Consider the following 20013-nt stretch of genomic DNA (forward strand, 5'->3'; position numbering starts at 1 on the left):
CCTCCTTCGACATGATACCTTGAAGTCTAAGCTTCTCGACTCAAAAATGCGAGTCGGATGCTTGTGAATGAACACATTACAGGTTACTCAAGCGTAAGAGATGATTGAACTCAAAAGAATAGGGTATAATACAGGAGAAAAGTTGATATTCGGTTCGAGACAATAGAGAGACCACAACAGAAGGGGGAAGCCTTGTTTTTGTTGTGGTCTCTTTTTCTATTCATTGAACCGTACTTACTATAGGAGGGAATAAGATGGAAATCAGAAATTTCTCAGCGAAAGAACGAGCGAAACGATATGAGCAACTGACAAGTGAACGTCATGACGTTCTTGTTGTCGGTGGAGGGATTACCGGAGCGGGGATTGCGCTCGATGCGTCGTCGCGTGGGATGAAGACAGCTGTCCTCGAGATGCAAGACTTTGCGGCGGGGACATCAAGTCGTTCGACGAAACTTGTTCACGGGGGACTCCGCTATTTGAAACAATTCGAAGTGGCGCTCGTCGCAGAAGTCGGGAAAGAGCGTGCGATCGTATATGAGAATGGTCCACACGTCACGACACCGGAACAAATGCTCTTACCGATGCACAAGGGAGGTACGTTCGGTCCCTTCTCAACATCGATCGGACTGATGGTATACGACTTCCTCGCAGGTGTAAAACGTGCAGAACGTCGCATGATGCTCAAACCAAATGAGGTCATCAAAAAGGCACCGCTCGTGAAAAAAGATGATCTGGTCGGAGGCGGTTACTACGTCGAGTACCGCACAGATGATGCACGATTGACGATTGAAGTGGCGAAAGAAGCAGCGAATCATGGTGCACTTCTCATGAACTACGCCAAAGTGACAGGATTGATTTATGAAAACGGCAAAGTGGCCGGTGTACACGTCGAAGACCAGATTGACGGGTCGACGTATGACGTCTATGCGAAGAAAATCATCAACGCGACCGGTCCATGGGTCGATGAGTTACGAGAAGAAGATAACTCGAAAAAAGGGAAGCAGCTTCGCCTGACAAAAGGAATTCACTTGGTTATCGACCAGTCGAAATTCCCGCTCAAACAAGCGATTTATTTCGATACACCGGACGGTCGCATGGTCTTTGCGATTCCACGCGGAAACAAAGCATACGTCGGAACGACGGATACGTTCTTCGATAAAAACAAAGCGCATCCACGCATGACGACGGAAGACCGCGATTATATTTTAGAAGCCATTCACTATATGTTCCCAGACGTCCATGTCACAGCGGATGATGTGGAGTCGAGCTGGGCAGGTATTCGTCCGTTGATTTATGAAGAAGGAAAAGACCCTTCTGAAATTTCACGTAAGGACGAAATTTGGCAGTCAGACAGCGGCTTGATCACGATTGCCGGCGGTAAATTGACAGGGTATCGCAAGATGTCGGAAACGGTCGTCGACCTCGTCGCAAAACTGTTGAAAGAAGAAGACGGTGTCGTCTATTTGGCTAGCCGGACGAAGCATATGCCGATGTCAGGTGGTCACGTCGGCGGTTCGAAAGGCTTCAAAGACTTCCTTGAGAAGAAAACAAAAGAACTTCAAAATCATGGCTTAGACGCAAACCATGCGGAAGAACTCGTTCGTCTATACGGATCGAATATCGATCGTGTCATCGAACGGATGGATGCGAACGCATATGACCTTCCTGAAATCGTCTATGCGCAATTGGTTTACGGAATCGAAGAAGAATCAGTCGTTCGTGCCATCGACTTCTTAATTCGCCGCACGGGCGCAATGTTCTTTGATATCGACTTCGTCCGTCAATACAAAGACGGTGTCCTTCGCTGTATGGCCGATGTCTTCAAGTGGTCAGATGAGCGTTTGAAAGAGGAACGTGAAGAGGTCGAGAAAGAGATTGAAATCGCAGTCGTTCCAGTGACTGTCGAATCATAACACCCAACGCGTCACACGAGAGGTTCATTCTGAACAGGATGAACCTCTTTTTGTGGAATGGTTTCATGACTTCAGAATAACGGTATATCTCATAAGTAGTCACTCTCACGTTGAAGGAGAACTGTTTATGATACGAAAGCTCATCGCCGTCTTATTAATCGGCGTTCTATTCATAGTAGGCTGGCGTTATGTCAATCTGGATCGTCTGTTAGCCGATGTGTATTACGTCAAAGTCCCAAGCCCAGAAGTGGCGACACAGACATCGCACGGATATCGGTACGATCTCATCGGCTACGATGAAGATGGGAAGAAGCGACCGCTCGCCATTGCGACTCCCTCATTATTAGCAGAAGGAGACTTTTTGAAAGTGTATGTCAAAGAGGAAGCTCCTGAAGTGACCGATTATGAACGCGTGAACGCGCTAGAAGTACCTGCACAGTTGAAAGAAGAACAGCAAGAAGATGAATCCGAGCCAATGTTCCCTTGATTTCAAAAGATAAGCATCGCGAAAAAGAGACGAGTTTGGTATGGTTGAATTGCTTGATTATGGAAAATGATGAATGAAAGAAGGGACATACATGTCACGGATGTTGATTGCAGATGACCAGGACGGAATTCGTACGATGCTCGCACAAGTGTTCACGAACATGGGGGTTGACGTGGACACTGCGCAAGACGGCATCAAAGCCTGGGAGTTTTTAGAGCGAGAGCAATACGATTTAGTACTTCTCGATATGAACATGCCCCGTATGTTCGGTCACGAAGTGTTGCGTCGAATGAGAGAACAAGAACTAGAGACACCTGTCATGATCATGACGGCATTCGGAGAAGAAACGGTGATTGACGAGGTGCGTCGTCTCGGAATCACTGCACAATTTGAAAAGCCGTTTGATATATACGGAATGATTGAAAAAGTGAAAGAAGTCTTGGAAATTTGACGTTTCGTCACCAAGATGACATATGTAAACGCTTGCGCTAAGCCATTTCTATGCCCGAATAGCATAGGCACATGTTTTACGGTGTGTTATAATGGGAACGAATTGCACGGGGGAACTTTTCCCAAACGTGTATAATAGCGAACAGACAGGAGGATGTCATTATGCCATTAGTATCAATGACAGAAATGCTTAACAAAGCATTCGAAGGCAAGTATGCAGTAGGCCAATTCAACATCAACAACCTCGAGTGGACGCAAGCGATTCTTCGCGCTGCGGAAGACGAGAAATCACCAGTAATCCTCGGTGTATCAGAAGGTGCAGCGAAGTACATGGGTGGCTTCACAACAGTTGTCAAAATGGTTGAAGGTCTCATGCACGACTACAACATCACTGTTCCAGTTGCAATCCACCTTGACCACGGTTCTTCATTCGACAAGTGTAAAGCAGCGATCGACGCTGGATTCACATCAGTCATGATCGACGGTTCACACCACCCGATCGACGAAAACGTCGAAATGACGAAACAAGTTGTCGAGTACGCGCACGCTAAAGGTGCTTCTGTTGAGGCAGAAGTCGGTACAGTTGGCGGCGAAGAAGACGGCGTCATCGGTGGCGTACAATACGCTGACCTCGAAGAGTGTGTACGTGTAGTTAAAGAAGCGAAAGTAGATGCACTTGCTGCAGCACTCGGTTCTGTACACGGACCATACCAAGGTGAGCCGAAGCTTGGCTTCAAAGAGATGGAAGAAATCGCGAAAGCGACACAAACTCCACTCGTTCTTCACGGCGGATCAGGTATTCCTGAGCACCAAGTTAAAAAAGCAATCGAGCTCGGACACAGCAAAATCAACGTCAACACTGAGTGCCAACAAGAGTGGACTCGTGCGGTACGTGAGAAGCTTGACGCTGACTCGAAAGTATATGACCCACGTAAAGTTATCGGACCTGGGATCGAAGCGATCTACAACGTCGTAACTGGCAAAATGCGTGAGTTTGGTTCTAGCAACCAAGCATAATCCTGTCTTACCAAGCCGACTCTTTTCGAAGAGTCGGCTTTTTTGAAACTTTCTTTCGGTGAAGCCCGTAATCATGAGTCATAGGAGGGATTCAATGAGTTATACAGAGCGAAAGACAGAACTGTTTTGGTGGATTTTTTATATCGTGGCGATTCTCATGTTGATCAGCCTATCGTTTGCAATCATGGTCGCACCGCTCGCGTTGATTTGGTACAATCCACAACCTTACCTCATCCCGCTCTTAGTGATTGTGGCATTAGGAGGGTTTGGGGTGTATTGGTTCATTCTGACGTTTCGTCAGTTATTGTGGAAAGAGCGACACCGTTCTCATTATGAGGTCACATCGACCAACTTATTTGGAAGAACATGGCGAGTTGAAGCAGAGGAGTCGATTGAGCAATCGATCCCACTAGAGAAGATTGAACGGGTCGTGTTCTTCCCGGCAATCGTTCGCAAAACCCAACCGTCCCCGACCATTCCAATCGGGAGACCGACGATTGAGCTCTGTCCGATGCTTGCCATTTTGACAGCGAATGAATCGATGGAAATCTTGTTTGATATGCGTGATGTGAATCAGTTCGAGCGATGGATTTCTTATTTTCACGAGCGAGGAACACCGCTATTTTATACACCTAAATGGTTACATTGGATTGGAGCGAACATTGCGACACGTCAAGAGCGATTTGAACTGTTCAATCGACCGAACGAATTAATTCCGTTCCGCTATACGGGAAACATTGCTGAGGATGAAACGGCTGCTGCCGAAGCATGGATTGAGACATACGGTGCGGACCGCCAACTGGAAGGTCCTCATGAAGCGTACTACATGAAGCAGGCGAAAATTCGGAAATGGACCGCGATTGGAACAGTGATAGGGATTGTGCTCATCGCAGCATCGATGCTCTTGATCGCGGCGTTGACGTAAAGGGTATAGCAATTCGACATGACTTTCCTCATAATAGAGGTTGTAAGCGATCACAAATTGAGGAGGAGACACATATGCGTTTTTTCATTGACACAGCAAATGTGCAAGACATCAAACAAGCTCACCAAATGGGCGTCATCGGGGGCGTGACGACGAATCCATCGCTCGTCGCTAAAGAAGGTGTCGACTTCCATACAAGACTTCGTGAAATCTGTGAGATCGTCGGGGATCTCTCGGTCAGCGCGGAAGTTATTGCACTGGATGCAGAGGGTATGGTGGAAGAAGGAAAGGAACTTGCTGCCATCGCGCCGAATATTACAGTAAAGGTACCGATGACACCAGCGGGGATGGAAGCGGTGAAACAGTTTAAGGAGCTCGGGATCAAAACGAACGTGACACTCATCTTTAACGCGAACCAAGCGTTGCTCGCGGCACGTGCCGGCGCTTCATATGTTTCTCCATTCATCGGCCGTTTGGATGACATTGGTCAAGATGGACTCGATCTCATCGAGACGATTGCCAACATCTTTGCGATTCATGGCATCGAGACAGAAATCATCGCGGCATCTGTACGTCATCCGGTTCACGCGACGAAAGCCGCACTTCTCGGGGCTGACATTGCGACAGTCCCTTACAAAGTCATCGAACAGATGATGAAACATCCGCTCACAGACAAAGGCATTGAGCAGTTTTTAGCGGATTGGAACAACGCTCAATCCAAATAAGTCCGTCGTAGAAAGGTTTTGATCAACGTGGAAATTCTCCATATCGTTGGGCAGCAAAAATTAGAAGGAACCGTCGAAATTAGCGGAGCGAAACAAAGCGCCCTCCCTTGTCTAGTGGCTGCACTTCTTACCGAAGAATCGGTGACGATTGAAAACGTCCCGATGATTGAGGATGTAGAAGTGATGGTCAACTTGTTGAGAGAACTAGGGGTTCGGGTCGAGCGTGAAGGTGAACGGATGACCATTCATTCGAATGAAGCGGTCGCCATGCCTCTTCTCGGTTCGGAGACGCGGAAAGTTCGTGCCGCTGTCTATTTACTCGGTGTCTTCGCCGCTCGATTCGGAAAAGGAGCGGTCGGGCTACCTGGGGGATATGCGATTGGTCCACGGCCGATTGATTTACACTTGAAAGCGTTGGAACGTCTCGGCATTCATGTCGAGAATGAATCTGGTCTCTATCACGTCCGGGTCGAAGAACTCGTCGGGAATCGGATTTACTTAGACTTACGGTCGTTCGGGGCAACCGTGAGTGCGATGCTTGCGGCAGTTTTAGCGAAAGGGACGACGGTCATCGAGAATGCGGCCTGTGACCCTGAGGTCGTCGATGTGGCAACGATGCTCACGTCGATGGGCGCACACGTGAGTGGAGCGGGTACCGATGAAATTCGTATCAAAGGAGTCGAACGTTTGCATGGGTGTACCCATACGTTAATCCCGGATCGCCTCGAGGCAGGTACATTTATGATGTTCGGCGCGGTGTCGGGTAGTGTGACCGTGCAACCGGTCATTTCGACTCACCTTGAAGGGGTTATCCAAAAACTAATGGATTATGGTGCCCAGGTGGAAGTTGGCGAGGAATCGATTACAGTAACCGCCAATCAATCCTTGCCGACAGACATTCGCGTGTTCCATTATTCAGGATATCCGAGTGACTTACAGCCAATCATGTCGGCGGCTTTATTGAAGGCAGACGGGACGAGCGTTGTCACGGACAAATTGTATTCCCAACGATTCCGACATATTGCCGAGATGCGCCGAATGAATGCGCAAATCACGCTAGAAGATGCGTCAGCTGTGATTCGCGGAGGAAATCAGCTTGCGAATGCAGAAATGGAATGTACAGATGCTCGAAGTGCCGCGGCGCTTGTCTTATCAGCACTTCAAGCGTCCGGAGAATCGACGTTACTTCATGCAGAACGGTTGAATGATTCATATGTCGACTTTGTCGGCAAATTAAAACAACTCGGTGCGCTCGTTTGGGTGGAAGATCACACTGAGGCATAAAGGGGAGATTTCGGGTGGAACGAAGTTTATCGATGGAACTGGTTCGGGTAACAGAAGCAGCGGCGCTTGCTTCAGCCCGTTGGATGGGTCGCGGTTTAAAAGTCGAGGCAGATGATGCAGCGACGACGGCGATGCGAGATGTCTTTGATACGATTCCGATGAAGGGGATTGTCGTGATTGGAGAAGGCGAAATGGACGAGGCACCGATGCTCTACATCGGGGAAAAGGTCGGGAACGGCTATGGATCACGTCTCGATGTTGCGGTCGACCCGTTAGAAGGGACGAACATCGTGGCGACCGGTACATGGGGAGCGCTTGCCGTTCTCGCGGTCGCCGATGCAGGAGACCTTCTTCACGCACCGGACATGTATATGGAAAAAATCGCAGTCGGACCGGAAGCGGCTGGTCTCGTCAGTCTCGATAACTCAATTGAAGAGAACATCGAGATTGTGGCGAAGGCGAAGAAGAAAAACGTGGAAGATGTCGTTGTGACGATCTTACATCGGGACCGACATGAAGAAATCATTCAGCGGGTCCGGGCGACTGGAGCGCGAATCAAGTTGATTCCAGACGGGGATGTGGCCGCAGCAATCAACACGGCCTTCCCGAAAACAGGTGTCGACTTGCTACTTGGTTCAGGTGGGGCACCGGAAGGCGTCATCGCCGCTGTCGCGATGAAGTGTCTAGGTGGAGACTTCCAAGGACGTCTGCTCCCGGAAGACGAGGCACAAAAACAACGTTGCCATGACATGGGCATCGAAGACACGGATCGGATCCTTCTACTCAATGACTTAGTAAAGGGTGAGGATTGTATCTTTGCGGCGACAGGTGTTACGGACGGCGAATTGTTACGTGGTGTCCAATTTACGTCGCAAGGTGGGCAGACGCATTCCGTTGTCATGCGTGCCAAGTCTGGTACCGTACGCTTCGTAGAAGGGAACCACTCCCTCACGAAAAAACCGAAAATGGTCATGAAACCTGAATAATATGGAGTCGCGGATGTGTAAACGTCCGCGACTTTTTTGTGCTGAAAACGGGAATGGGTAGTCAGGAGGTGGGTGTGATGATCGAAGTGGAAGGACTCGTGAAGACATTTAGAGATGTTCCGGCGGTGAACGATGTTTCCTTCTCCGTGAAAGAAGGGGAAATCTTTGCGTTTTTAGGACCGAACGGTGCCGGTAAATCAACGACGGTGCAAATGTTGACGACGCTCGTGCGTCCAACGTCCGGAGTGGCACGAGTCAACGGATTCGATGTCGTTAAACAAGAAAAAGACGTCCGCCTATCGATCGGGGTCGCTTTACAGGAAACTGGGATCGACAAAGTGCTGACGGGGCGTGAGTTGCTCGTTTTACAAGGGCGATTGTTTAAGATGTCAAACGAAGAGGCGCGCCGTCGTGCAGATGAGTTATTAGAAGTCGTTTCTTTGACAGATGCCGCAGATCGACGGAGTGGCACGTATTCAGGTGGGATGCGGCGACGTCTCGACTTGGCCCTTACGCTCGTCCATCGCCCGACCGTGTTGTTTTTAGATGAGCCGACGACGGGTCTCGACCCGGCGAGTCGGATTGAGATATGGAATGAAGTGCGAAGACTGAACCAAGAGTTTGGGACTACGATTTTTTTGACGACTCAATACTTAGAAGAAGCGGATGAATTGGCTGACCGAATTGCCATCATCAATCACGGGAAGATTGTCAGTGAAGGAACGGCGGAAGAGCTGAAACAACTTGTCGGCGGGGAGACGATTGCGATGGACTTTTCAAACGAATCAGACGCGACGACTGCCGCCACACACTTTCAGACGACGGCGAACGAGAACCATGTATCGTTCGAACTGCGTGATGTGACGCTGACCGAAATCGTTCGGGCGTTAGACGAACAAGGACTACAACCTGAGCGTTTGACGGTGAAACAACCGTCGCTTGATGACGTGTTCTTACAAGTGACGGGCGAATCTTATGAAGGGGGCGAGATTCGTGTGGACTGAGACGTGGTTATTCACGAAACGGAGTTTAGTCACGACGATCCGAAATCCGTTTTCCTTTATTCCGAACTTGATCATCTCTGTTTTCTTTTTACTCGTGTATACGAGCGGACTATCGAGCGTGGCGTCCCTTCCTCAATTCGAAGGAAGCGACTACTTGAACTTCATCTTACCGGTATCAATCGTTTCGGGAGCGGTCGGCGGGGCAGGGGGGACTGGACAGGCGCTTGTTCGTGATATCGAGAGTGGGTATTTTGCGAGGTTATTATTAACTCCTGCGACCCGGACCGCAATCGTGCTCGGACCAATGATTGCCGGGATGTTACAGTTGCTTGTCCAAACACTGCTCATTTTTGCGGTCGCTTTTCTACTCGGTCTCACGATTCCTGTCGGGGCAATTGGTTTCTTCTTCACGGTATTACTCGCGATTGGATTCGGTCTTGGCTTTGCGGGTTATTCGGTAGGTGTGGCGTTAAAAACGCGGAATGCGCAAGCGGCACAGGCGGGTACGCTTTTGTTCTTCCCGCTGATTTTCTTATCGACGACGTTCGTCCCGAAAGAATTGATTGAGGCAGAGTGGTTGAAAGTAGCAGCGACGTTCAATCCGACGACGTATATTTTTGAAGGGATGCGGGCCGTTCTGACGCAACCTGAGATAGACTGGGGTGCTCTATCGGCAGGACTCGCGGTTGCTGGTACGATGAGTGTACTTATGATTGTCTTCGCGGCGACGAATGCGAGAGGGGCATTGAAGCAAAAATAAAAAACGACTCGGTTCCCATGAACCGAGTCGTGATGTTGTATTAGAGGTATGATCCAGCGCCAACGTAACGTGGTGCCCAGTATCCAGAAGTGAAGCTCGCGTATTTCACGCCACCTGTTTCTGAGTTGATCATTTGTGTTTTGCTAAGTGCCATCCCAACGTGGTGGATCGTCCCACCTGAGTGTGAGAAGAAGACGAGGTCGCCAGCTTGAATCGATGACTTCGAAATTTTCTTCGCGCTTGCATATTGCTGGCGTGAAGAACGTGGGAGTGTTTTGCCGATTGCTTTTTTGTAAACATGTCCAGTGTAGCCTGAGCAGTCAAATCCGGCAGTCGTTGTTCCACCGTAACGGTAAGGTGTACCGAGGTACTTTTTCGATTCAGCAACGAGTTTTGAGCGAGCATCTGTTGGTGCCTGAGAAGTAGTGGCTTTCGTAGTTGAAGTCGAACTGCTTAGTGTCGTGTATTTAGAAGAAGCTGAAACATATCGTGTTTTACCTTTATAATCGATTTTATAGAAAGATCCAGTCTTTCCAAGATACTTGTAAGATTGACCGCTGTTCATCTTTCCAACCACAGACGATTTTAATGACGCACTCGAACGAATATTTAATGAATTTACTTTTGATTTTACTGTGTTGTATTTTGTAGAAGTAGTAGAAGTTTTGCTTACCGTTGTACTTGTGCTCTTCGTGTATGTATATTTTGAAGAAGCTGAAACGTAACGTGTGCTACCTTTATAGTTGATCTTATAGAATGAACCAGATTTGCCAAGATATTGATAAGATTGTCCTCTGTTCATTTTTCCAACAACTTTAGAAGATGTTAATGATGCAGTAGTACGGATATTTAGAGAATTTACCTTTGAATAAACCGATGTATTCGAAGCGGCTTCTGCTTGTTCACCAGTTGAAAACATGAGACCCGAGAAAGCAACAGTAGCAGCGACGACGATAGATGCGATACGCTTTAACATTGTGTAATTCCCTCCGTTTTTAAAATCAAATCGTTATTATATGACAAAGTCGAGTAATATTTTAATAGTCGAGCACAAGTTGCGAGTATTACCCGGTTTCCTGTGCAAATAAACTATATCATGCGCAAGACCGATGGCATTTTTCAATCACAAGTCAAAAAAGCGTTTTCTTGTAACAGAAATGAAACAATATGTGAATATAGTACTTATTTTGTTACAAAACCATCTATTATTGTGTAAGGATTTGTACAAGAGGGAAACCGTTAGACAAAAGGTGTTTTTTGCACGGTGACGACACGAAGAAAATGTGATTAGATGATGACAGAACAAAAAGAATCAAGTTGAATACTTCTTGTAATGAAATGTAGAAAGATAGGTGACTTGAATGAGTCAACAGACAGAACCGACAAAAAATTACACGCTTCGTGAACTCGAGACGAAGACGTTAAAAGAATTATATGAGATCGCCAAAGAAGTCAAAGTTCCAAACTTCCGAGAAGCACGGAAACGTGAGCTCATGTTTCGAATTTTGAAATCTCAGGCCGAATCAAAAGATTTATACTTCCTCGAAGGTATTCTAGAAATCATTCCACCGAATCCTCAGTCGCAAAATGACGGCGGATTTGGCTTCCTCCGACCAATCAATTACTCTCAATCTTCAGAAGACATTTACATCGCTGCTTCACAAATTCGTCGTTTCAACCTCCGAAACGGGGACCTCGTGACGGGGAAAGTCCGCAAACCGAAAGAGAACGAACGATTCCAAGGATTGTTGAGTGTAGAGGCGGTCAACGGGGAGTCGACGGACTCGACGCGGTCACGCGATTACTTCCCAGCGCTCACGCCGATTTACCCGGAACAACAGATGGTGCTCGAGACAGAGCCGAAACATCTCTCAGTACGTGTCATGGATATGATTGCGCCAGTCGGATTCGGACAACGTGGATTGATTGTCGCACCACCGAAAGCGGGGAAAACCTCGCTCTTAAAAGAAATTGCGAACTCGATCACGACGAATCATCCGAACGTCGAACTCATCATTCTGTTAATCGATGAGCGACCGGAGGAAGTGACCGACATCCAACGTTCTGTACCGGATGCGGACGTGGCCTTCTCGACGTTTGATGAGACACCGGAAAACCATGCGCGCATTTCAGAGCTCGTCCTCGAACGGGCGATGCGTCTCGTGGAACATAAAAAAGACGTGGTCATCTTACTTGATTCCATCACACGATTGACGCGTGCGTATAACCTATCCGTTCCGCCGAGCGGACGGACGCTCTCTGGGGGGATTGACCCGGCAGCGTTCCACAAACCGAAAAAATTCTTCGGGGCAGCCCGAAATATCGAAGACGGAGGTAGCTTGACGATTCTTGCGACCGCACTCGTCGATACCGGTTCACGAATGGACGACGTCATCTATGAGGAATTCAAAGGAACGGGGAACATGGAACTCCATCTCGATCGGAAATTGGCGGAACGCCGCATCTTCCCGGCAATCGATATTCGTCGTTCGGGGACGCGGAAAGAAGAATTGTTACTCGGCAAGGACGAACTCGACTCGCTATGGACGATTCGCCGCACGATGAACGAGTCTTCGGACTTTGTCGAACACTTCTTACGCCGTGTCCGCGAGACGAAAACGAACCTCGACTTTTTCGCTGCGCTAGAGGCAGATAAGAAAAAAAGACGACCGGTGAAAAAAACGAAAACAGACTTGTAAATCCTATAGTAGGGTGATATTATATTCTAGTGAACTTTCTCTAGGTTGAAAGAATACTTAGGGCCGAAGGAGTTGAAAAGCAATGAAACAAGGAATCCACCCAGAATACCGTAAAGTCGTATTCATGGACTCGACGACAGAATTCAAATTCATCACTGGTTCAACTCGTTACTCTAACGAGACAATCACGATGGAAGATGGAAACGAGTACCCACTCATCCGTGTCGATGTATCTTCTGATTCGCACCCGTTCTACACAGGTCGCCAGAAATTCGCATCTGCAGATGGTCGTATCGAGCGCTTCAACAAGAAATACCAACGTTAATCGTAAAGTTGTATGCTCACCGCCTAGGGATTGCCCTTGGCGGTTTTTTGTTGCATAGACGCGGGTAAAGAGACAAAAGACTGTCGTTAGGGGGCCGTTATGGAACTTATACTCATCAGTATCAGCTTGTTAATCGGGGTCGGCATCATGTCACAGTGGTTGGCATGGCGCTATCAAATTCCGGCAATCATCATTATGACGCTCGCCGGGGTGTTGGCAGGTCCGATTCTCGGGCTGTTTGATCCGCGTGAACTACTAGGGGATTTATATAGTCCCATCATCTCGTTTGCGGTCGCCATCATCTTATTCGAAGGAAGTCTCGGTCTTCACTTCAGCGAAATCAATCAATTCCGACGGTCGATCGTCCGCATCGTCACGGTGGGAGTCGCCCTGGCGTTCGTCGGAATGTCGCTACTCATTCAATATGTCGGCGGGCTACACTGGGTCGTCGCGTGGACGATGGGCGCGCTCTTCGTTGTGACGGGTCCGACTGTCGTCATCCCGTTATTGCGACAGGCGCACTTGAAAGATCGTGTCGGAGCGATTTTGAAGTGGGAGGGAATTATCGTCGATCCGGTCGGGGCGCTGCTCGGGCTCTTCGTCGTCCGGCTCGGATACATCGTATATGAAGGAATGGACTTATGGATGCAGCTCTTGTTTGCCGGTGCTTGTATTGTCGGGATCGGACTCGGGTATTTGTTCGGGCATCTCCTCATGGGATGGTTTGTCGCGGAGAAAGTACCACGTTACCTGCGTGCCTCGGTCACATTGACTGCCGTCCTCATTTTGTTCTCGCTTAGCGAACTCATGATGCACGAAGTCGGGCTTCTCGCCGTGACGGCGATGGGGATGACGATGGCCAATACGAAACATCGGGACGAAGAGATTATCGAAGAATTGCAATCGTTTAAAGAAGACATTTCAATCTTGCTCATTTCGTCCGTCTTCATCTTATTGACGGCGTCGCTTTCACGCGCCGAGCTCTTAAATATCTTCCAATGGCCACTTCTCTTGACGATTGCCGGGATTCTCTTCTTGGTTCGTCCGGTTGCGATTTACTTGTCAACGATTGGGGGAGGACTGCCGCTAGCGGAACGAGGGTTCATCGGCTGGATTGCACCGCGTGGAATCGTCGCGATGACGGTCGCTGGATTCTTTGCTGAAGAAGTCGCTCATCTCGGGATTGACGATGCGAAGCAAATGTTGCCGCTCACGCTCGGACTCGTCTTCCTTTCCGTAACGTTACACGGTCTCACGATCCGACCGCTCGCACGTAAATTAAAATTAATTGATGTGCAAAAAGAAGCGAAAGCCGACGAGTAAAGGGCGGATTCACTTCTAAGAAAATTTGGAAGAAGTCAACCCTTTTCCTCAACTCGAAAGATAGGTATAATCGGAAAGCGATTATCGATGGAGAGGGCGAAGAACAATGATGCATGTGACGAACCGATACGGTTGGATTGAAGTGATTTGTGGGAGTATGTTTTCAGGGAAGTCGGAGGAATTGATTCGCCGTGTCCGCCGCGCTCACTATGGAAAGATTCCGGTCCAAGTATTCAAACCAGCAATCGACGACCGGTATCATGAAGAGAACGTCGTCTCACATACGGGCAACTCGGTCGTGGCGGTACCCGTCGCGTCGAGCCAAGACTTATACGATGCCGTGCGCGAAGAAACACAAGTCATCGCGATTGATGAGGTACAGTTCTTTGATGAAGGGATTGTCGATGTCATCGAACAGCTCGCGAACGAGGACAAACGCGTCATCTGTGCCGGACTCGATATGGACTTCCGGGGTGAGCCGTTCACGATGATGCCTGAGCTGTTGTCGCGTGCGGAGTTTGTGACGAAACTGCAGGCGATCTGCTTGTCATGTGGCGCACCGGCTTCACGGACGCAACGCTTGATTGACGGACAGCCGGCTCGTTATGAAGATCCGGTCATCTTGGTTGGGGCTTCGGAGTCGTACGAACCGCGATGCCGTCATTGCCATGACGTACCGAATAAACCACATCCGGTCCGCCATACGGTGGTAGACTGATGAATCGACGGACCGCCCTCGGCGGTCCGTTTTTTTGCTATAATAGATAGAGTTTGATTTGACGGAGAAAGGACGGATCATCATGTTTGACCGTTTAAGTGTATTAGAAGATCGCTATATGCAATTGAATGAAATGCTCGCCGACCCAGAAGTGCTCAGCGACTCGACGAAGTTGAGACAATATTCGAAAGAACAGGCGCAGTTAGAAGAGACGGTACAGATGTATCGTCAATATAAAGAAAAGAGCGAGGCGTTCAAAGAAGCGAAGGCGATGCTCGAAGACCGGACGCTCGACGCCGACATGCGCGAGCTTGCGAAAGAAGAGATGAACCTCTTGGAGCCGGAAGTGAAAGAGTTAGAAGCGAAGTTGCGGATTTTGTTGCTTCCGAAAGACCCGAATGATGATAAGAACGTCATCGTCGAAGTCCGGGGTGCGGCAGGAGGAGACGAAGCAGCCCTTTTTGCAGGTGATTTATACAAGATGTACACGCGCTTCGCCGAGCGGCAAAACTGGAAAGTTGAACTCATTGACGCGAACTATACGGAGCTCGGTGGGTTCAAAGAAGTCACGTTCATGATCAACGGGGCAGGTGCTTACTCGAAGCTCAAGTTTGAAAACGGCGCGCATCGTGTACAACGCGTCCCGTCGACGGAATCAGGTGGACGGATTCATACGTCTACGGCGACGGTTGCCGTCTTACCTGAAGCGGAAGATGTCGAGGTGCACATCGATATGAAAGATGTACGTGTCGATACGTTCACTTCTTCAGGCCCAGGAGGACAGTCCGTCAACACCACGCAGTCCGCTGTCCGTTTGACACACATCCCATCTGGTCTCGTCGTCTCATGTCAGGACGAGAAATCGCAACATAAAAATAAAGACAAGGCGATGAAGGTCCTTCGGGCACGCCTATATGACAAGATGCAAAGCGAGCATATGGAAGAACTGTCGGCACAGCGGAAATCTGCTGTCGGGACAGGGGACCGTTCTGAACGGATTCGCACGTATAATTTTCCACAAAGTCGTGTCACCGATCATCGTATCGGATTGACGCTCCAGAAGTTAGATCGTGTATTAGCAGGTGAACTCGAGGACATCATTGACGCCCTCATCATGGATGAACAGGCACGACTCATGGAGGATGCGGAATGATGCGTGTCGCTGCGCTACTTAAGCAGACAGAAGAGCGACTTCAAGAAGCCGGGCGTGACCGTGCGGCTGCCGAATGGTGGCTCATGCACGTGCTTGATGTCGACCGAACAGGTCTCCTCATTCGATTGTCGGATGAACTATCCATGGATGAAGCGGAACGGTTCGAAGCTGGAATCGAGCGTCTATTGACTGGCGAACCCGTACAACACGTGATCGGGCAGGCGCCGTTTTATGGTCGCTCGTTCGAAGTGAATCGGGACGTCTTAATCCCCAGACCGGAAACGGAAGAGTTGATTGACTGGCTTCTCGGGCAAATTCGTCACGTAGCGGACGATGAAATCGTGGATGTCGGAACAGGGAGCGGAGCGATTGCGATCACGCTCAGTTTAGAACTCGGTGTCCGGGTACAGACGGTCGACATTTCCCCGGAAGCGATTGTAGTCGCGAAACGGAATGCGGAAGCGCTCGGTGCGAATGTTCGCTTCTATGAAGGGGACGGACTCGCCCCGATTGCCGATCAATCGATTCGGATTCTCGTCTCGAACCCACCATATATCGAGGCCAACGTGTTATTAGATGAAACGGTTATCGGCTATGAACCGCATCTCGCACTCTTTGGCGGAGCGGATGGACTCGACATGTATCGCCAACTGATTTCAGAGTCAGTGCGCGTCTTACGTGCCGATTGGCAATTGATTGCGTTTGAAATCGGGTATAACCAAGGACAAGATGTGAAATCATTACTGTCTGAACGTTATCCTGAAGCAGAAACGGGTATTTTAAAAGATATAAACGGCAAGGACCGTATCGTCTATGCCGTAAGGGAAGGGATTGCGTATGGAAACGAAATGGATTAAATCGAATGAGATTGAAGAGGGGGTACGTCTTCTTCAAGCGGGTGAAATCATCGCCATGCCGACAGAAACGGTCTATGGTCTCGCAGGGGACGCCATGAATGATGTGGCGATTCGCAAGATTTTTGAGGCGAAGGGCCGACCGTCGGATAACCCACTCATCGTCCATATCGCTTCAATCGAACAAACGAAGTTGTTTGTCGATACGATTCCTCCCGTTGCCAAGCGCTTGATGGATGCGTTTTGGCCAGGCGCTTTGACGATCATCTTGCCTTCAAACGGCCGAGCCTCATCGCTCGTGACCGCAGGACTGGATTCCATCGGGCTTCGGATGCCGAATCATTCGGCGGCACTTGAGTTGATTCGCAAGTCAGGCTTAGGGCTTGCGGCACCAAGTGCGAACCGTTCCGGACGTCCTTCTCCGACGACCGCTCAACATGTGGCTGACGATTTAGCCGGGCGGATTGCGGGGATTGTCGATGGAGGACCAACTGGAATCGGCGTCGAGTCAACCGTCATCGATTGTACGGGTGACGCGGTGACGATTTTACGACCGGGTGGCGTGACGCGAGAAGAAATCGAAGCTGTCATCGGACCGGTCGCCTTAGATGCCAATTTGAGTGATGACAAAGCCGCACCACGATCACCGGGAATGAAATACACGCATTATGCCCCAACGGCGCCCGTCTTCTTAGTCGATGGCACACGTCAGGATTTGCAACGTGTCATTGAGGAGCGGAAGCAAACAGGGTTGCGGATCGGTGCACTCGTATTCGATGAAGAGCCGACAATGGCTGATGTCACCTATTCCCTCGGTACTTCGATGGAAGCGGCGGCGCAACGTTTATACGATGCCCTTCGTCGATTTGATGAAACGGACGTCGATGAGATTTATGTGAACAAGATTGAACCGGTCGGGGTCGCCTTAGCCGTCTACAACCGCTTGTACAAAGCGGCGGGAGGGAAAGTCGTTCACCCGACGAAAGATGCCTAAAGACATAGAGGAGGACACGCGATGTCAATGAAACGCGTATTATTCATATGTAGTGGCAACACGTGCCGAAGCCCGATGGCGATGGCCTTGCTCCGTTCGAAAATGACTGGGGACGAGTTTGATATTCGCTCAGCCGGTCTACGGACGATGCAAGGATTCGATGCTTCTGAAAATGCACTGCAAGTTCTCAGAGAACGTGGGATTGAGCTCGACCATGTCACCCAGACGTTCGATGAGGTGTTAGGAAATTGGGCGGACATCATCTTGACGATGACACGTGCGCACCGTGAACAAATTCGGGATACATACCCGGATTTGGCGGAGCGAACGTACACGCTCTACGAATTCGTGACAGGGCTTGAACGAGACATCAACGACCCGTTCGGCGGTTCGATGAATGTATATCGTCAAGTGCGAAACGAACTCGAGCCACTCGTGAATCGACTTGTGCTAAAATTAACGAATGATGGGTCAAAGGTGACGAAACCACCGAGACGCCTACCAAAGAAGACGGGGGAATGAACGAATGAAAATTGCAATTGGCGCCGATCACGGCGGATTCAACTTAAAGAGAGACATCGTAGCATTGCTTGAGGAACTCGGACATGAGTATAAAGACTTTGGCACGCACTCGGCCGACTCGATTGACTACCCAGACGTAGCCATTCCGGTCGCAGAAGCTGTCGCGGCAGGCGAGTTCGATCGTGGGATTTTGATTTGCGGTACAGGAATCGGAATCGGGATCGCAGCGAACAAAGTCAAAGGGATTCGTGCGGCACTCGTTCACGACTCATTCAGTGCGAAAGCGACACGTCAGCATAACGACTCGAACATCATGACGATGGGCGAGCGTGTCATTGGACCTGGCCTTGCGGTCGATTTGGTGGCGACGTGGCTTGATACGGACTTTGAAGGCGGTCGCCATTCAAACCGTGTCGACAAGATGAGCGCATACGAATCGAAGTGAGCCCGATGAAGACGGAACTTCTCGGATTATTAACGGAGCTTCACGAACGGTTCCCGTTGAATGACGAGCGTATTCTCGTCATCGGATGCTCCACGAGTGAAGTGCTTGGGAAGACGATTGGAAAGGCAGGGTCCATCGACGTCGCAGAAGAGTTGATGGAGGCCTTCCTTGAATTGAAAGAGAAGACGGGTGTCCATTTGGCGTTTCAAGGGTGTGAGCATATCAACCGTGCCCTTACCGTGGAACGACGGACGCTCAAGCAGTTCGGTCTCACAGAGGTGACGGTCGTCCCTGTCCGTTCGGCGGGTGGGGCGATGTCGGAGAAGGCATATGCGAACTTCGAGGAACCATGTGTCGTCGAATCGATTCAAGCGGATGCGGGAATCGATATCGGCTCGACGTTGATTGGGATGCATTTGAAGCCAGTGGCCATCCCGGTCCGACTATCGTCGAAACATCTCGGCGAAGCGTACGTCACGTTTGCGGTCACGAGACCAAAACTGATTGGTGGGCCAAGGGCTCACTATCCAAACAAATGAAACAAGCATCGCATTCAGGTTTTTCGACCGAATGCGATGCTTTTTTGTGGTTACAACTCTTCACCGAATAAATACGACACGACCATCGGGAAACGTTCACGCCAGGCAAGTTCGTTATGAACGCCTTCTTCGATCACTTCGAAACGGATGTGCTCGACCTTGTCTTTTAACAGGTTGTACACCCGTTCGCTCGACTCCAGATACATCTCATTCGTCGGTCCGTTCTCCATCGGTTCTTCGACTTCTTTGGCACCGACGTCTAAATAGAGACGTTCGACACCTTTTAAATCACTTGCCTCAATCAATTGCTCCAGCTCGGTTTGATTGAACCAGAAGGCAGACGATAAGGAAGCAACGCGCTTAAAGATTTCAGGATACACACACGCTGCGTAGACCGAGATGAGTCCACCCATCGAGCTTCCCATCATCGCCGTTTCTTCCGGAATGGTCCGGTAGTCGGCATCGATTTTAGGTTTTAATTCTTGGGCGATATATTCAATGTATGCCGATCCTTCCCCACCAAGGACGATGTCTCGTCCGAGCAGGCTGTCCCCAATGTATGGATTTTCCCACGGTCCGTACTCATCGAGTCGCTTTTCCCCAGGTGCGCTATCGAGTGCGACGACGATCAAGTCACGTTTCGAGGCGTCTAAATATTCACCAACGCGCCAGCTCATGTTGTAGCTTGCCTCTTCGTCGGCGAAGCAGTTTTGCCCGTCATGCATATAGAGAACGGGATACCGTTTTTCCGATGTCTCATAGTCGGCAGGTGTATACACCCGAACCGTCCGGGTGCGTTCGAACGGTGTGATCGTGATTTCTTTTGTCTCAATCATGAAGTGACCTCCTTTGCATTCTCTCTAAATGATACCCAACTTTTCGTCAGATTA

The 20013-nt window shown here is 49.5% G+C and carries 22 protein-coding genes; 20 read left to right on the forward strand and 2 right to left on the reverse strand.

Annotated elements, in window-relative coordinates:
* Positions 1-254: 254 nt before the first annotated feature.
* The 10 genes from AC5LIL_RS02195 to AC5LIL_RS02240 all read left to right on the forward strand — a co-directional run bounded on the left by AC5LIL_RS02195 (position 255) and on the right by AC5LIL_RS02240 (position 9551).
* Positions 255-1913 (forward strand): glycerol-3-phosphate dehydrogenase/oxidase, encoded by a 1659-nt coding sequence (locus AC5LIL_RS02195; protein ID WP_499824736.1) that lies wholly within the window; start codon positions 255-257, stop codon positions 1911-1913.
* 127 nt (positions 1914-2040) lie between these two features.
* Positions 2041-2400: a DUF1093 domain-containing protein gene (locus tag AC5LIL_RS02200; protein WP_499824737.1), complete on the forward strand. Its 360-nt coding sequence runs from the start codon at positions 2041-2043 to the stop codon at positions 2398-2400.
* 91 nt (positions 2401-2491) lie between these two features.
* A complete protein-coding gene (locus AC5LIL_RS02205; protein WP_499824738.1) occupies positions 2492-2851 on the forward strand; it encodes a response regulator in 360 nt (119 codons plus the stop codon).
* Positions 2852-3012: 161 nt separating this feature from the next.
* Positions 3013-3867, forward strand: a complete 855-nt coding sequence (gene fba, locus AC5LIL_RS02210) for a class II fructose-1,6-bisphosphate aldolase (RefSeq protein ID WP_214694578.1) — start codon at positions 3013-3015, stop codon at positions 3865-3867.
* 94 nt (positions 3868-3961) lie between these two features.
* On the forward strand, positions 3962-4792 hold the full coding sequence (locus AC5LIL_RS02215) for a hypothetical protein (protein ID WP_499824739.1): 831 nt from the start codon (positions 3962-3964) through the stop codon (positions 4790-4792).
* A gap of 74 nt (positions 4793-4866) precedes the next feature.
* The gene (fsa, locus tag AC5LIL_RS02220) at positions 4867-5517 is read left to right on the forward strand and encodes a fructose-6-phosphate aldolase (protein WP_214784819.1); all 651 of its coding nucleotides are present in this window, start codon (positions 4867-4869) and stop codon (positions 5515-5517) included.
* Between the two features lie 27 nt (positions 5518-5544).
* Positions 5545-6801, forward strand: coding sequence for a UDP-N-acetylglucosamine 1-carboxyvinyltransferase (gene murA, locus AC5LIL_RS02225; protein WP_499824740.1), 1257 nt, complete (start codon positions 5545-5547; stop codon positions 6799-6801).
* A gap of 14 nt (positions 6802-6815) precedes the next feature.
* The gene (glpX, locus tag AC5LIL_RS02230) at positions 6816-7787 is read left to right on the forward strand and encodes a class II fructose-bisphosphatase (RefSeq protein ID WP_074035838.1); all 972 of its coding nucleotides are present in this window, start codon (positions 6816-6818) and stop codon (positions 7785-7787) included.
* Positions 7788-7864: 77 nt separating this feature from the next.
* A complete protein-coding gene (locus tag AC5LIL_RS02235) occupies positions 7865-8791 on the forward strand; it encodes an ATP-binding cassette domain-containing protein (RefSeq protein ID WP_499824741.1) in 927 nt (308 codons plus the stop codon).
* Positions 8781-9551 carry an ABC transporter permease gene (locus tag AC5LIL_RS02240; RefSeq protein ID WP_047794813.1) on the forward strand — a complete coding sequence of 257 codons (771 nt, stop codon included), beginning with the start codon at positions 8781-8783 and terminating at the stop codon, positions 9549-9551. The genes AC5LIL_RS02235 and AC5LIL_RS02240 overlap by 11 nt, the downstream gene beginning before the upstream one ends.
* 40 nt (positions 9552-9591) lie before the next feature.
* Here the strand turns inward: AC5LIL_RS02240 and AC5LIL_RS02245 are convergent, their stop codons facing one another.
* Positions 9592-10527, reverse strand: coding sequence for a C40 family peptidase (locus tag AC5LIL_RS02245; protein ID WP_499824742.1), 936 nt, complete (start codon positions 10525-10527; stop codon positions 9592-9594).
* A gap of 385 nt (positions 10528-10912) precedes the next feature.
* Between AC5LIL_RS02245 and rho the strand changes: the two genes are divergently transcribed.
* From rho to AC5LIL_RS02295, 10 genes are all read left to right on the forward strand, one after another.
* Positions 10913-12250 (forward strand): transcription termination factor Rho, encoded by a 1338-nt coding sequence (rho, locus tag AC5LIL_RS02250; RefSeq protein WP_214784813.1) that lies wholly within the window; start codon positions 10913-10915, stop codon positions 12248-12250.
* An 82-nt stretch (positions 12251-12332) separates the two neighbouring features.
* On the forward strand, positions 12333-12575 hold the full coding sequence (locus AC5LIL_RS02255; RefSeq protein ID WP_012727387.1) for a type B 50S ribosomal protein L31: 243 nt from the start codon (positions 12333-12335) through the stop codon (positions 12573-12575).
* 99 nt (positions 12576-12674) lie between these two features.
* Positions 12675-13898 (forward strand): cation:proton antiporter, encoded by a 1224-nt coding sequence (locus tag AC5LIL_RS02260; protein WP_214784811.1) that lies wholly within the window; start codon positions 12675-12677, stop codon positions 13896-13898.
* Between the two features lie 106 nt (positions 13899-14004).
* Positions 14005-14616, forward strand: a complete 612-nt coding sequence (locus AC5LIL_RS02265) for a thymidine kinase (protein ID WP_214694566.1) — start codon at positions 14005-14007, stop codon at positions 14614-14616.
* Between the two features lie 82 nt (positions 14617-14698).
* Positions 14699-15769, forward strand: a complete 1071-nt coding sequence (prfA, locus tag AC5LIL_RS02270) for a peptide chain release factor 1 (RefSeq protein ID WP_074036532.1) — start codon at positions 14699-14701, stop codon at positions 15767-15769.
* Positions 15769-16626, forward strand: a complete 858-nt coding sequence (gene prmC / locus AC5LIL_RS02275) for a peptide chain release factor N(5)-glutamine methyltransferase (protein WP_499825344.1) — start codon at positions 15769-15771, stop codon at positions 16624-16626. Before prfA ends, prmC begins: the two co-directional genes overlap by 1 nt.
* Positions 16607-17617, forward strand: a complete 1011-nt coding sequence (locus tag AC5LIL_RS02280; protein ID WP_499824743.1) for an L-threonylcarbamoyladenylate synthase — start codon at positions 16607-16609, stop codon at positions 17615-17617. Before prmC ends, AC5LIL_RS02280 begins: the two co-directional genes overlap by 20 nt.
* A 21-nt stretch (positions 17618-17638) precedes the next feature.
* A complete protein-coding gene (locus AC5LIL_RS02285) occupies positions 17639-18139 on the forward strand; it encodes a low molecular weight protein arginine phosphatase (protein WP_214694549.1) in 501 nt (166 codons plus the stop codon).
* A 4-nt stretch (positions 18140-18143) separates the two neighbouring features.
* On the forward strand, positions 18144-18584 hold the full coding sequence (gene rpiB / locus AC5LIL_RS02290) for a ribose 5-phosphate isomerase B (protein ID WP_214694546.1): 441 nt from the start codon (positions 18144-18146) through the stop codon (positions 18582-18584).
* The gene (locus tag AC5LIL_RS02295; protein ID WP_483297443.1) at positions 18581-19123 is read left to right on the forward strand and encodes a TIGR01440 family protein; all 543 of its coding nucleotides are present in this window, start codon (positions 18581-18583) and stop codon (positions 19121-19123) included. The genes rpiB and AC5LIL_RS02295 overlap by 4 nt, the downstream gene beginning before the upstream one ends.
* A gap of 50 nt (positions 19124-19173) precedes the next feature.
* Here the strand turns inward: AC5LIL_RS02295 and AC5LIL_RS02300 are convergent, their stop codons facing one another.
* Positions 19174-19959: an alpha/beta hydrolase gene (locus tag AC5LIL_RS02300; RefSeq protein ID WP_499824744.1), complete on the reverse strand. Its 786-nt coding sequence runs from the start codon at positions 19957-19959 to the stop codon at positions 19174-19176.
* Between the last annotated feature and the right edge of the window lie 54 nt (positions 19960-20013).

The organism is Exiguobacterium sp. RM11 (assembly GCF_059821525.1).

Bases quoted from the DNA above. Each gene is read 5' to 3' on its own strand.
- AC5LIL_RS02195 (WP_499824736.1), top strand. From the start codon at position 255: ATGGAAATCAGAAATTTCTCAGCGAAAGAACGAGCGAAACGATATGAG.
- AC5LIL_RS02200 (WP_499824737.1), top strand. From the start codon at position 2,041: ATGATACGAAAGCTCATCGCCGTCTTATTAATCGGCGTTCTATTCATA.
- AC5LIL_RS02205 (WP_499824738.1), top strand. From the start codon at position 2,492: ATGTCACGGATGTTGATTGCAGATGACCAGGACGGAATTCGTACGATG.
- fba (WP_214694578.1), top strand. From the start codon at position 3,013: ATGCCATTAGTATCAATGACAGAAATGCTTAACAAAGCATTCGAAGGC.
- AC5LIL_RS02215 (WP_499824739.1), top strand. From the start codon at position 3,962: ATGAGTTATACAGAGCGAAAGACAGAACTGTTTTGGTGGATTTTTTAT.
- fsa (WP_214784819.1), top strand. From the start codon at position 4,867: ATGCGTTTTTTCATTGACACAGCAAATGTGCAAGACATCAAACAAGCT.
- AC5LIL_RS02235 (WP_499824741.1), top strand. From the start codon at position 7,865: ATGATCGAAGTGGAAGGACTCGTGAAGACATTTAGAGATGTTCCGGCG.
- AC5LIL_RS02245 (WP_499824742.1), bottom strand. From the start codon at position 10,527: ATGTTAAAGCGTATCGCATCTATCGTCGTCGCTGCTACTGTTGCTTTC.
- rho (WP_214784813.1), top strand. From the start codon at position 10,913: ATGAGTCAACAGACAGAACCGACAAAAAATTACACGCTTCGTGAACTC.
- AC5LIL_RS02255 (WP_012727387.1), top strand. From the start codon at position 12,333: ATGAAACAAGGAATCCACCCAGAATACCGTAAAGTCGTATTCATGGAC.
- AC5LIL_RS02260 (WP_214784811.1), top strand. From the start codon at position 12,675: ATGGAACTTATACTCATCAGTATCAGCTTGTTAATCGGGGTCGGCATC.
- AC5LIL_RS02265 (WP_214694566.1), top strand. From the start codon at position 14,005: ATGATGCATGTGACGAACCGATACGGTTGGATTGAAGTGATTTGTGGG.
- prfA (WP_074036532.1), top strand. From the start codon at position 14,699: ATGTTTGACCGTTTAAGTGTATTAGAAGATCGCTATATGCAATTGAAT.
- prmC (WP_499825344.1), top strand. From the start codon at position 15,769: ATGCGTGTCGCTGCGCTACTTAAGCAGACAGAAGAGCGACTTCAAGAA.
- AC5LIL_RS02280 (WP_499824743.1), top strand. From the start codon at position 16,607: ATGGAAACGAAATGGATTAAATCGAATGAGATTGAAGAGGGGGTACGT.
- AC5LIL_RS02285 (WP_214694549.1), top strand. From the start codon at position 17,639: ATGTCAATGAAACGCGTATTATTCATATGTAGTGGCAACACGTGCCGA.
- rpiB (WP_214694546.1), top strand. From the start codon at position 18,144: ATGAAAATTGCAATTGGCGCCGATCACGGCGGATTCAACTTAAAGAGA.
- AC5LIL_RS02300 (WP_499824744.1), bottom strand. From the start codon at position 19,959: ATGATTGAGACAAAAGAAATCACGATCACACCGTTCGAACGCACCCGG.